This window comes from Pseudarthrobacter sp. YAF2, assembly GCF_052113345.1.
In the GTDB taxonomy this organism is placed as follows: Bacteria; Actinomycetota; Actinomycetes; order Actinomycetales; family Micrococcaceae; genus Arthrobacter.
In genome coordinates, this window is sequence record NZ_JBFRDA010000008.1 from 58,540 (window position 1) to 70,806 (window position 12,267).

The 12,267-nt window shown below is 65.7% G+C and carries 12 protein-coding genes; 10 read left to right on the top strand and 2 right to left on the bottom strand.

Going from position 1 to position 12,267, the window contains the following annotated elements:
- Positions 1-3 precede the first annotated feature (3 nt).
- The 5 genes from AB4Y79_RS09930 (at position 4) to AB4Y79_RS09950 (ending at position 4,554) form a co-directional block, all read left to right on the top strand.
- On the top strand, positions 4-498 hold the full coding sequence (locus AB4Y79_RS09930; RefSeq protein WP_441860892.1) for a ribose-5-phosphate isomerase: 495 nt from the start codon (positions 4-6) through the stop codon (positions 496-498).
- Positions 495-1,448, top strand: a complete 954-nt coding sequence (locus AB4Y79_RS09935) for a 3-hydroxyacyl-CoA dehydrogenase family protein (RefSeq protein WP_441860895.1) — start codon at positions 495-497, stop codon at positions 1,446-1,448. The genes AB4Y79_RS09930 and AB4Y79_RS09935 overlap by 4 nt, the downstream gene beginning before the upstream one ends.
- Before the next feature lie 33 nt (positions 1,449-1,481).
- Positions 1,482-2,249: an SDR family NAD(P)-dependent oxidoreductase gene (locus tag AB4Y79_RS09940; protein WP_441860898.1), complete on the top strand. Its 768-nt coding sequence runs from the start codon at positions 1,482-1,484 to the stop codon at positions 2,247-2,249.
- Positions 2,250-2,348: 99 nt separating this feature from the next.
- On the top strand, positions 2,349-3,695 hold the full coding sequence (locus tag AB4Y79_RS09945) for an MFS transporter (protein WP_441860901.1): 1,347 nt from the start codon (positions 2,349-2,351) through the stop codon (positions 3,693-3,695).
- Between the two features lie 43 nt (positions 3,696-3,738).
- Entirely contained in the window at positions 3,739-4,554 is an 816-nt protein-coding gene (locus tag AB4Y79_RS09950; RefSeq protein WP_441860903.1) for a triose-phosphate isomerase family protein, read from the top strand.
- On the opposite strand, the gene AB4Y79_RS09955 is transcribed toward AB4Y79_RS09950, so the two are convergent.
- Together AB4Y79_RS09955 and AB4Y79_RS09960 are read right to left on the bottom strand one after the other, a co-directional pair.
- Positions 4,506-4,994 carry an SRPBCC family protein gene (locus AB4Y79_RS09955; RefSeq protein ID WP_441860906.1) on the bottom strand — a complete coding sequence of 163 codons (489 nt, stop codon included), beginning with the start codon at positions 4,992-4,994 and terminating at the stop codon, positions 4,506-4,508. The genes AB4Y79_RS09950 and AB4Y79_RS09955 overlap by 49 nt on opposite strands.
- Entirely contained in the window at positions 4,994-5,374 is a 381-nt protein-coding gene (locus AB4Y79_RS09960; protein WP_441860909.1) for an ArsR/SmtB family transcription factor, read from the bottom strand. The genes AB4Y79_RS09955 and AB4Y79_RS09960 overlap by 1 nt, the downstream gene beginning before the upstream one ends.
- A 358-nt stretch (positions 5,375-5,732) precedes the next feature.
- Here AB4Y79_RS09960 and iolC point away from each other — a divergent pair, with 358 nt between their 5' ends.
- The 5 genes from iolC to AB4Y79_RS09985 all read left to right on the top strand — a co-directional run bounded on the left by iolC (position 5,733) and on the right by AB4Y79_RS09985 (position 12,264).
- Positions 5,733-6,791, top strand: coding sequence for a 5-dehydro-2-deoxygluconokinase (iolC, locus tag AB4Y79_RS09965; RefSeq protein ID WP_441860912.1), 1,059 nt, complete (start codon positions 5,733-5,735; stop codon positions 6,789-6,791).
- The gene (locus tag AB4Y79_RS09970; protein WP_441860915.1) at positions 6,788-7,723 is read left to right on the top strand and encodes a Cgl0159 family (beta/alpha)8-fold protein; all 936 of its coding nucleotides are present in this window, start codon (positions 6,788-6,790) and stop codon (positions 7,721-7,723) included. Before iolC ends, AB4Y79_RS09970 begins: the two co-directional genes overlap by 4 nt.
- Positions 7,724-7,752: 29 nt before the next feature.
- Positions 7,753-9,705 carry a 3D-(3,5/4)-trihydroxycyclohexane-1,2-dione acylhydrolase (decyclizing) gene (iolD, locus tag AB4Y79_RS09975; protein ID WP_441861183.1) on the top strand — a complete coding sequence of 651 codons (1,953 nt, stop codon included), beginning with the start codon at positions 7,753-7,755 and terminating at the stop codon, positions 9,703-9,705.
- A gap of 31 nt (positions 9,706-9,736) precedes the next feature.
- Positions 9,737-11,266 carry a CoA-acylating methylmalonate-semialdehyde dehydrogenase gene (locus AB4Y79_RS09980; protein WP_441860917.1) on the top strand — a complete coding sequence of 510 codons (1,530 nt, stop codon included), beginning with the start codon at positions 9,737-9,739 and terminating at the stop codon, positions 11,264-11,266.
- Between the two features lie 86 nt (positions 11,267-11,352).
- Positions 11,353-12,264, top strand: a complete 912-nt coding sequence (locus AB4Y79_RS09985) for a sugar phosphate isomerase/epimerase family protein (RefSeq protein ID WP_441860920.1) — start codon at positions 11,353-11,355, stop codon at positions 12,262-12,264.
- The last annotated feature ends 3 nt before the right edge of the window (positions 12,265-12,267 follow it).

Sequence of the window (12,267 nt, forward strand, 5' to 3'; positions counted from 1 at the left end):
CGCATGACCGAGCACACCCAGCCAGGCTGGCGCATCGTCGTCGGCAATGACGAAGCAGGCGTCGAATACAAGAACGCCCTGCGCGAGATGCTGGAGGCAGACCCCCGGGTCGCGTCGGTGGAGGACGTCGGCGTGGGCGCTGACGACACCACCGCCTATCCACACCTGGCCGTCGCCGCAGCGCGCAAGGTGGCCGCCGGGGAAGCGGACCGCGCCCTGCTGATCTGCGGAACCGGCCTCGGCGTCGCCATTTCAGCCAACAAGGTTCCAGGCATCAGGGCCGTCACGGCACACGACAGCTACTCCGTGGAGCGTTCCGTTCTGTCCAACAACGCCCAGGTGCTGACCTTGGGCCAGCGTGTCATCGGCCTGGAACTGGCCAAGAAACTCGTGGGCGAGTGGCTGGACCACCGCTTCGATGAAACCTCCGCATCCGCGGCCAAAGTAGACGCCATTTCCTCCTACGAGGACGCGTCGGAAGGACTTGAGGACAAATGACCACTCGCAACATCGCCGTCGTCGGCTCAGGCTACATGGGCGGCGGAATCGCCCAGGTCCTGGCGCTCGCCGGGGCCCGCGTCGCACTGGCCGACGTCTCCGCCGAAATCGCCCAAAACAACTACGAGCGCCTGCTGAAGGAGTCTGACGAGTTCGTCGCGGCCGGCCTGTTCCCGGCCAACGCCACTGACCTGCTCAAGGAAAACCTGTGGCCGGCCAAGGACATCGAAGAAGCCGTGGCCGGCGCCGAGTACATCGAGGAGGCAGTGCCGGAGGTCCTGGAGATCAAGCACGCCACCCTGGCCAGGATCAGCGCCGCCGCCCGGCCCGATGCCATCATCGGGTCCAACACCTCCACCATCTCCATCGCAAAGCTCGCCGAGGTGGTGGACAACCCGGAACGCTTCCTGGGCGTCCACTTCTCCAACCCGGCCCCGTTCATCCCCGGCGTGGAAGTCATCCCGCACGAAGGCACCTCCGCGGCCACCGTCCAGGCTGCCCGCACCATCGTCGGGGAGACCGGCAAGGAAACGGCCACCGTCAAGGACGTGACCGGCTTCGTGCTGAACCGGCTCCAGTACGCCCTCTTCCACGAGGCCGCCCAGGTGGTGGAGGAAGGCATCGCCACCGCGGAGGATGTGGACACGCTGGTGCGCACCACCTTCGGCTTCCGGCTGCCGTTCTTCGGGCCGTTCGCGATCGCCGACATGGCCGGCCTGGACGTTTACGCCTTCTGCTACAAGTCCCTGCAGACGGGCTTCCCGGAGCGGTTCGCCACCCCGCAGATCCTGCAGGAAAAGGTGGACGCCGGCCAACTGGGCACCAAGACCGGTTCCGGATTCCTGGACGTCCCCGCGGACCGGACTGCAGCCCTTGTTGCCTACCGGAACAAGGCCTACGTCGCCATGCAGAAGCTCATTGAAGAGCTGGGCCCGGCACCCCTGTCCTAGGCCGTCCAGACACTCCACAAGAAGGAAACAACCATGACTTCATTTCCCCCGGAACGCACGGTGATCGTTACCGGCGCCGTGTCCGAACGCGGCATCGGCCGGGCCACCGCGGAATACCTGGCCGAACGCGGCTGGAACATCGGTGTGATCGACCTTGACGATGCCGCCAGCAAGAACCTGGCCCGGGACCTCGCAGAAAAGCATGGCGTCAAGGCCCACGGTGCCGGCGCCAATATTGGCGACGAGGCCTCGGTACGCGCGGCCATCGACGAAATCGAGGCCGAACTTCCCCAGCTGGTGGCCTTGGCGAACATCGCCGGGGTCAGCTCCCCGGTTCCCTATCTCGAACTCGACGGCGCCGAATGGGACCGCGTGCTCAACATCAACATGAACGGCGTGCATTACGCTACCCGCCGGGCGGCCGAATCGATGGCCAGGAACCGGCTGGGGCGGATCGTCAACATTTCTTCCGTCTCCGCCCAGCGCGGCGGTGGAACCTTCAGCAAGACCCCTTACTCCGTGGCCAAGGCCGGCGTCATCGGCTTGACCCGCGCCACCGCCCGGGAACTGGGGGAGTACGACATCACCGTCAACGCCATCTCACCGGGCCCGATCGATACCGACATCATGGGCGGCACCCTCACCGAGGAACGCAAGGATGAACTCGTCAAGGACCTGGTGGTGAACCGGGTGGGCACCACCCGCGATGTCGCGGCAGCCATCTCTTTCCTGATTGGCGAGGACGCCGGGTACATCTCCGGCCAGACGCTGAACGTGGACGGCGGCCTGTACATGCACTGACGGCGCCCTTCCCGCCATCACAACGCGGGGTGCCACCACAAGCCCTGCGGGCCGCCGGCCCGCAGGCCCACAATCGTCACCCACTCGAAGGAGAGTGCTGTGTCTGAAACCACCGCAACATCCAAGGAACTCCTGGCCCGTCCGGTCCTGAAGTCCGCGATCTTCAAGGCGGCCCGCCGGCTCATGCCGATGCTGGTCATCCTGTACGTCGTTTCGTTCCTGGACCGCACCAACGTCGGCTTTGCCGAGGCGGCCCTGGGAGCGGACAAGGGGGTGTCCGCCGCGGCCTTCGCCCTGGGCGCGGGCATCTTCTTCATTGGCTACGCGATCTTCGAGATCCCCAGCAACCTGCTGCTCAAGAAGGTTGGCGCCAAGATCTGGCTGGCGCGCATCGCCATCACCTGGGGCATCGTTTCGGCGTGCTTCGCCTTCGTCCAGGGCGAAACCTCATTCGTGATCCTGCGGTTCCTCCTCGGCGTGACCGAGGCCGGGCTGTTCCCGGGCGTGATCATGTACCTGGCCGAATGGTTCCCCAACAAGGTGCGCGTCCAGATGTTTGCCATCTTCTACCTGGCCCAGCCGTTCTCCCAAATGATCGGCAACCCGCTCTCCGGCTGGCTGATCAACATCGGCGACCAGGTGCCCGGCCTGCGCGGCTGGCAGGTCATGTTCTTCGTCGAGGGCCTGCTCGCAGTCCTGGCCGGCATCGCCGCCTTCTTCTTCCTGATCAATGGCCCGGAAAAGGCCAAGTTCCTCAACAGCGAGGAAAAGTACGCGCTGAAGGAAGTCATGGCCCTCGAGGACACCATCAAGGACGAGACCGGCCCCCGGGGCATCCTCGCCGCGATGCGCAACGGCAGGGTCTGGTACTTCACTGCCATCTACTTCTGCCTGCAGATCGCCGTCTACGGCGTGACGTTCTTCCTACCGCAGCAGGTGTCGTCCCTGACCGGGCAGAAGGTGGGCCTTGCCGTCGGCCTGCTGATCGCCGTTCCGTGGTTCTTCGGCATCTTCTCCTGCTACTTCATCGGCAAGGCCGCCGACACGGTGGCCAAGCGGCGTAAGTTCGGCACCATTTTGTTCATCTCCACCGGCCTGTGCATCTTCGGCTCCGCGTGGGCGGGGACCAACCACCAGCCGGTCCTGGGCATGATCTTCATAACCCTGGCAGTCTGCAGCTTCCTGGCCGTGGGCCCCGTGGTCTGGGCCTATCCCACCGCCTTCCTCGCCGGGTCCGCGGCCGCGGCCGGCATCGGCCTGATCAATTCCCTGGGCAACCTGGGCGGGTTCGTGGCACCGATCCTGCGGACCGCGGTCAACGAGGCAACGCAGTCGCCCACCGGATCCATGGGCGTGTACGCCCTGGGCGTCCTGCCGTTCGTGGCCGCAGCAATGATGTATGCCACCAAGCGGTTCAAGAACAAGGCCGACGAGCTGCTCGACTGAGCGCTTGGCAACGCAACCCGCCGGCACCAACCCAAGGAAAACCATGAGCACCTCCGGCAGCAGCACAGGCAACGGCGCCCTCTACATCGGCGTCAGCACCAAAATGTACCTGGGCTACCAGGCAAGCCTGCGCTGGCTGTCGGAGGTGCGCTCCATCGTCGATGACAGGCCCGGACTGGCCGCACAGGATTCCCCGGTCCGGGTCTTCGTCATCCCTTCCTTCCCGGTACTCGAGCCGGCCGCGCGGATCCTGGCCGGCTCGCCCGTGCTGCTCGGGGCGCAGAACTGCGCCTGGGGAGACGGGCCGCTGACCGGGGAGGTCAGCCCGGGCATGCTGGCCGAGCTCGGCGTCACGTTCGTTGAAATCGGCCACGCGGAACGCCGCCGGTTGTTCGCCGAAGACGACGCCGTGGTGGCCCGCAAGGTGCGCGCCGCCGTCGGCCATTCCCTCACGCCGTTGCTGTGCATCGGTGAGCCGGACAGGCTCGACGCCGCGGCTGCCGCCGACTTCTGCGTGGGTCAGGTCCTGGCCGCCACGGGCGGCGACCCGGCGCTGCTGCCCCGACTGGTCCTTGCCTATGAACCTGTGTGGGCTATCGGCGCTGACCAGCCCGCCCCAGCCACGCATGTGAACGCCGTCCTCACACTGATTCGGGCCGCGCTGGGCCCGCGCTGCCCCCTTATTTACGGCGGCAGCGCAGGTCCCGGACTGCTGCCGCAACTGGCAGCCGCGGACGGGCTCTTCCTGGGTCGGTTCGCCCACGACGCCGCGAACCTGGGCCGCGTCCTGGACGAAGCGATGCTTTTGCGTCAGGCAGGAGCCGGCGCCCCGGCCAGCAGTTCTTCCAGCCGCTCATAGCCTTCGGACATGCCGCCCTCCATACCGGACTGGGCCATACCATCGCGCGCTTCCTGGCTGGGGTAGACAGAGTGTCCCCGCAGGCGGGTCCGTCCGTTGCCGAGGTCCTCAAATGTCATGAACTCAAGGCTCACGACATCCGGATATCCGCCGAACTCAAAGGTCTGGATGGCGAATTCGTTGTCCCGGACAGTGTGGAAGATGCCTTTGAACTCGTAGGCAACGCCGTCCCGTCCGGTATGCAGGTAGCTGTAGCTGCCCCCGGTGCGGAAATCGTAGTGGTCAATGTTCATCTTCATGCCCCGCGGGCCAAGCCACTGGACAATGAGGTCTGGTTCTTTATGCGCGCGGAACACGTCCGCGACCGGGAAATCGAACTCGCGCTCGTAATCGATGAAGGGGACGCCCTCGGGAACGCTGAGTTTCAGGGAATTGCTCATCATGACTCCTTGGTGGATTGGCTGCCATTGGATGGGTCGCCGCTGTGTGCGGCGCTTGATCGAAGAACGGCGTCGAGGCTCCGGAACTGGCCTTCGCGGACCAGCCGGTATTGGTCGATCCATGCGGTCAGTGCCTCAAGCCGCGCCGGGTTCAGATGGACGGGGCGGCGCTGCGCGTCCCTGGTTCGGGTCACCAGTTCCGCCTGCTCGAGCACCTGGATATGTTTTGAAACCGCCTGCTTGGAGATTTCGAAAGGTTCTGCCAATTCGTTCACTGTTGCCGGGCCCCTGCTGAGCCGGGCGATGATGCTGCGACGGACGGGATCGGCCAGGGCCATGAAGGCCCCGTCCAGCGCCATGTCATCGGAGATCACTGTCATTCTTCACCTAATCAACCTATATGTTTATCAATCTATCGGTTGATTAATGGTAGCCACTCCGGCGCGCCCTGCGCAAGGGTTGTTTCCTTCTCTCGGACTTTGTTAGTACGTCAGGGCAAATTGAGGAAGAGAGCGATCACGCCCCTGGTCCGGGCGGTCACCAAGCGGTAGCTTCCGGCCTGGGTGGGAGTGCAGTGAAGTGGATCAAGGATGTTGTAAGTATGTCATTACAAACTTTTGACAGGACATCTGATCTAGGGAAGAGTAGTGCCTGTGGCCCACGCCACGGCCCGCCAGTTCCGGAGCTCCCGCCCCTGCAAAGGATTGGAGTTCCACACCAGAAAGGTCCACGATTTCCGTGACCCACGAGCTTCTTACGATCGGGCGCATCAGCGTTGATATCTACCCGAACGACATCGGGGTTGGCCTGGAGGACGTTAACTCCTTCGGCAAATACCTGGGTGGTTCACCGTCCAATGTGGCTGTTGCTGCCGCCCGCCACGGCCGCCGGACCGGCGTCATCTCCCGGACCGGGGACGACCCGTTCGGCACCTACCTCCACCGCGAACTGCACAAGTTCAACGTCGATGACACCTTCGTCACGCCGGTAAAGGATTTGCCTACCGCGGTCACTTTTTGCGCGATCAAGCCCGCCACTGATGAGTTCCCGCTGTACTTCTACGGCCGGTTTCCGACGGCACCGGACCTGCAGATCAAGGCTGAAGAGCTGGACCTGGACGCCGTCCGGGAGGCCGGGATCTTCTGGTCCACCGTGACCGGCCTGTGCCAGGAACCGTCCCGCAGTGCCCACATCACCGCCCACCAGGCCCGCCCCCGTACCGGCCTTGCCCCCGGGCAGTTCACCATTCTGGACCTGGATTACCGGCCGATGTTCTGGGCTTCGGAAGAAGAGGCCCGCGCCGAGGTGGCCAGGATCCTGCCGCACGTCACCGTTGCCATCGGCAATGACAAGGAATGCGCCGTCGCGGTGGGCGAGGGCACCCCGGATGAGCAGGCGGACCGGTTGCTGGCCGCGGGTGTGGAGATCGCCGTCGTGAAGCTTGGTGCCGAGGGCGTGATGGCCAAGACCCGGACCGAGCGGGTGGTCTCCGCTCCTGTCCCGGTGGAGACCCTGAACGGCCTGGGTGCCGGGGACTCCTTTGGTGGCGCTTTCTGCCACGGTCTGCTTTCCGGCTGGCCGCTGACCCAGGTTTTGGATTACGCCAATGCCGCCGGCGCGATTGTGGCTTCCCGGCTGTCCTGCGCAGATGCGATGCCGACACCGGACGAGGTCACCTCGCTGCTGGCCGAACGCGGCCGCCCGGTTCCCGGCATTGGTGTTCCCGGCATTGGTGTTTTCGGCACTGGTTTTTCCGGTGCGAATGCGCAGCTTGCCAGCGAAGGAGCAGCACTGTGACCCTCACCCCGATTGCCTCGAACCACGCCGTGGATGATGATCCGCGCCGTTACGAACACCTGAGCACCATCCGGCTGGAAGACCCGGATGCCGTGGCCCGCGCGGCCAAGTCCCGCCGTCGCCATCCGGGCCTGAAGTCCGGACGGCAGAACTTCATTGTCGCCGCAGACCACCCCGCCCGTGGTGCCCTGGCCGTCGGCAGCGATCCGGTGGCCATGGCTGACCGCCGGCAGCTGCTGGACCGTTTGCAGATCGCCTTGGCCAATCCTGCCGTCGACGGCGTCCTGGCCTCCCCGGACATCATGGACGACCTGCTGCTGCTCGGCGCCCTGGACGGGAAACTCGTGTTCGGTTCGATGAACCGCGGCGGGCTGGCCGGGCTGGTCAACGAGATCGATGACCGGTTCACGGGCCACACGGCCGCTGCCCTGGAAGCCCTCGGGGCCGACGGCGGGAAGATGCTGACCCGCATCTGCCTGGGCGACCCGGACACCGTGGCCACCCTGGAGGCGACCGCTCACGCGATCGATTCGCTGGCCGGGCGGAAGCTGATCGCCATGGTGGAGCCCTTCCTGTCGGTCCGTGAGAACGGCCGGGTCCGCAACGACCTGTCCACCAACGCCGTGATCAAGTCCATCGCGATCGCCGAGGGCCTCGGTTCCACCAGCGCCTACACCTGGATGAAGCTGCCGGTGGTGGCGGAGATGGAACGCGTCATGGCGGCCACCACCATGCCCACGGTCCTGCTGGGCGGGGACCCGGACGGCACCCAGGATGAGGTTTTCGCCACCTGGGAAGCCGCACTGGCCCTTCCGGGCGTCCAGGGCCTCACGGTTGGGCGCACCCTTCTCTATCCCGCAGATGGGGACGTCGCCGGCGCCGTCGCTACCGCCGCCTCGCTGCTGCACCACACCACGGAAGCATCGGAGTAGTCCCCATGGGCACAACAGGAACGCGCAGGATGACGGTGGCCCAGGCCGTCGTCGGGTACCTTTCCAAGCAGTACACCGTCGACATGGTGGGCGGTGTTCAATACCGGGAGCGGCTCATCCCGGGGACGTTCGGAATTTTCGGGCACGGCAACGTTGCCGGTGTGGGCCAGGCGCTGAAGCAGTACCAGCAGCTGGATCCGGCCATCATGCCGTACTACCAGGGCCGGAACGAGCAGGCGCAGGTCCACCAGGCCGTCGGCTACGCCCGGCATACCCGCCGCCGCCAGACTTTCGCGATCAGCACCTCGATCGGCCCGGGGTCCTCGAACCTGCTCACCGGCGCGGCGCTGGCCACCGCCAACCGGCTGCCCGTCCTGCTGCTGCCGTCCGACACTTTCGCGACCCGCGCCGCTGACCCGGTGCTGCAGCAGCTCGAACAGCCCTATGCCTACGACCTCACCGTCAACGACGCGTTCCGGCCGCTGTCCAAGTTCTTCGACCGGGTCAACCGGCCCGAGCAGCTGTTCTCCGCGTTCCACCACGGCCTGCGCGTGTTGACCGACCCGGCCGAGACCGGGGCGGTGACCATATCGCTGCCGCAGGACGTCCAGGCCGAGGCCTTCGACGTCCCCGAGGAATTCCTGGCCGAACGGGAGTGGCGGATCCGCCGCCCCGAGGCCGACGACGACGACATCGCCCGCGCCGCGGCTGCCATCCGGGCTGCGAAGCGGCCGCTGGTCATTGCAGGCGGCGGCGTCCTCTACGCCTACGCCAACGACGAACTCGCAAAGTTCGCCGAGCTGACCGGCATCCCGGTAGGCAACACCCAGGCCGGCGTCGGCGTCCTGCCCTGGGACCACAAGTTCAGCCTGGGTGCCATCGGTTCCACCGGCACGACGGCGGCCAACGCCATCGCGGCCGAGGCGGACCTGATCATCGGCATCGGCACGCGCTACGAGGACTTCACCACCGCATCCCGGACCGCGTTCCAGAACCCCGACGTGAAATTCATCAACATTAACGTCGCCCCGCTCGACGCGTACAAGCACGGCACCAGCCTCCCGATCGTCGCGGACGCCCGCAAGGCGCTGGTGAAGCTCAACGCAGCGCTGGGCGGCTACCGGGTGGGCGCCGACCTGGAGCAAAAGGTCGCGGCCGAGAAAAAGCGCTGGAACGCTACCGTGGACGAGGCTTTCGACACCCGGTACACGCCGCTGCCGGCGCAGAATGAGATCATCGGCGCCACCAACCGGGCCATGGATGCCCGCGACGTGGTGATCTGCGCGGCCGGGTCTTTGCCCGGTGACCTGCACAAGATGTGGCGCGTCCGGGACCCGTTCGGCTACCACGTCGAATATGCCTACTCCTGCATGGGCTACGAAATCCCCGGCGGCCTCGGCGTCAAGCGCGCAGCGCTTGCTGAAGCCGCGGCGAGTACGACGGCGGCAGGCCGCTCACGCGCGGAGGCGCGGGACGTCGTCGTGATGGTGGGGGACGGTTCCTACCTGATGATGCACACCGAACTGGTCACAGCCGTGGCCGAACGCATCAAGCTGATCGTGGTCCTGATACAGAACCACGGCTACGCCTCCATCGGCTCCCTCTCCGAATCCCTCGGATCCCAGCGCTTCGGCACCCGGTACCGGGCACTGAACGAAGAGGCGCACAGCTTCGACGACGGCGAGACCCTGCCCGTGGACCTGGCCCTGAACGCCGAATCCCTGGGCGTGAAGGTCATCCGGATCGAACCGGGGGAGAAGGTCATCGCCGAACTTGAGCAGGCCATCCGCGATGCCAAGGCAGCTCCCGAGGGCAGCGGACCCATCCTGATCCACGTCGAATCCGATCCGCTCCTGGACGCACCGTCCTCAGAGTCCTGGTGGGACGTCCCCGTCTCCCAGGTCTCCGAACTGGACTCCACCAAGCAGGCCTTCCAGACCTACGCCGACCACAAGTCACGCCAGCGCAAACTGCTCGGCTAACCACACGTTCCACTACTCAAGGAAGAGTCCCATGACTGCCACCACCACCCAGACCACCGATACACAGACAACCGTTATCAACCACTTCCTCAACGGCGCCGAAACCGCCGGCGAGGGCGACCGCACCACGAACGTGTACAACCCGGCCACCGGCGCTGTCTCCGGTGAACTCCGCCTGGCCAACCGGACCGACCTGGACACTGCCGTCGCTGCCGCCCGCAAAGCCGCCGACACCTGGGGCGACATCTCCCTGGCCAAGCGCACCGCTGTCCTGTTCAAGTTCCGCGAACTCGTCGCCGCCCATGTTGACGACCTCGCGGCCCTGGTGACCGCCGAACACGGCAAGGTCCTCTCCGACGCCAAGGGCGAAATCGGCCGCGGCCTCGAAGTCGTCGAGTACGCCTGCGGGATCCCCACCCTGCTCAAGGGTGACTACTCGGACCAGGTCTCCACCGGCATCGACGTCTTCTCCTTCCGTGAGCCCCTCGGCGTGGTTGCCGGCATCACCCCGTTCAACTTCCCCGTCATGGTGCCGCTGTGGATGGCCCCGATGGCGATCGCCACCGGCAACGCCTTCATCCTCAAGCCCTCCGAACGCGACCCTTCCGCCTCCCTGCTGCTGGCCAAGCTCTGGAAGGAAGCCGGCCTGCCCGACGGCGTCTTCCAGGTCCTGCACGGCGACAAGGAAACCGTTGACGGCCTCCTGACCCACCCGGACGTGGACGGCATCTCCTTCGTCGGCTCCACCCCGATCGCCCAGTACGTCCACGAAACCGCCACCAAGCACGGCAAACGCGTCCAGGCCCTGGGCGGAGCGAAGAACCACGCCATCATCCTGCCCGACGCCGACCTCGACAACGCCGCCGACCACCTCGCCGCCGCTGCCTTCGGCTCCGCCGGGGAACGCTGCATGGCCATCTCCGTCGCCGTCGCCGTCGGGGACGCCGCCGACCTGCTGGTCAAAAAGGTCGAGGAGCGCGCCCTGGCCGTGAAGGTCAACAACGGCACCGCCCCCGGCGCCGAAATGGGCCCGGTGATCACCCCCGCCTCCAAGGAACGCATCGTCAGGATCGTCACCGAAGCCGAAACCGCCGGCGCCGCCATGGTGGTGGACGGCCGCGACCTCGTGGTCCCCGGCCACGAAAACGGCTTCTGGGTGGGTCCCACCGTCCTGGACCACGTCAAGACCGAAATGACCGCCTACAAGGAGGAAATCTTCGGACCCGTCCTCGTCGTGGTCCGCGTCGACACCCTCGAAGAGGGCATCAAGCTCATCAACGCCAACCCCTACGGCAACGGCACCGCCATCTTCACCTCCTCCGGAGCAGCCGCCCGCACGTTCCAGCGCTCCGTGACCGTCGGCATGATCGGCATCAACGTGCCCCTCCCGGTCCCGGTGGCCTACCACTCCTTCGGCGGCTGGAAAGCCTCACTCTTCGGCGACAAGCACATCTACGGCCCCGAAGGCGTCAGCTTCTACACCCGCGGCAAGGTGGTCACCTCCCGCTGGCCCGAAACCCACCACGCCTCCGGCGCCTCCTACAACTTCCCGTCGAACTAGAAACCATCACCATCGATTGCTCCGTACATGTCGTTTTGAACGACCAAAACGACAACTGCGGAGCAGTCGATGCAAAGGAACAGACAATGACTGAGAACAAACTGATCATCGGCACGGCGCCGGACTCCTGGGGCGTGTGGTTCGCGGACGACCCCAAACAGACCCCCTGGGAACGCTTCCTCGACGAGGTGGCCGAATCCGGCTACAAGTGGATCGAACTGGGCCCCTACGGCTACCTGCCCAACGATCCCGCCCGCCTGGCGGAGGAACTGAGGCAGCGCGATCTCAAAGTCACCGCAGGCACCGTCTTCACCGCTTTCCACCGTGGGCTGGACCAGTGGGAGACCGCGTGGGAGCCGGCCCGCAAGGTAGCCGAGCTCACCGCGGCCATGGGCGGCGAGCACATCGTGGTCATCCCGGCCATGTGGCGCGACGACGTCACCGGCGAGGCCGTGGAAAGCGGCACCTTGAGCGAGAAGGCATGGAGCGACTTGTTCGCCGGCCATAACCGCCTGGGCAAGACCCTGCTGGAGGACTTCGGCCTGCAGCAGCAATTCCACTCCCACGCAGACTCCCACGTGGGAGCCCAGGAGGACATTGAAACCCTTCTCGCAGCCACGGACCCGAAATACCTCAACCTGTGCCTGGACACCGGGCACGCCGAATACTGCGGCGCCTCCAGCCTGGACCTGATCAAGAACTACCCGGACAGGATCGGCTACCTGCACCTGAAGCAGGTCAATCCGGAGATCCTGAAGAAGGTCAATGAAGAGAACATGACGTGGGCTGCCGCCAACCTGGCCGGCGTCATGACCGAACCGCCCAACGGGCTGCCGGACCTCCGGGCTGTCATCGAGGCAGTGGAAGCCCTGAACCGGCCCATCTTCGGCATCGTGGAGCAGGACATGTACCCCGTTGCCTTCGATGTGCCCATGCCGATCGCCAAGCGCACCCGAAACTATCTGCTGTCCTGCGGCTCCCGCACCAGCATCAGCTAACCC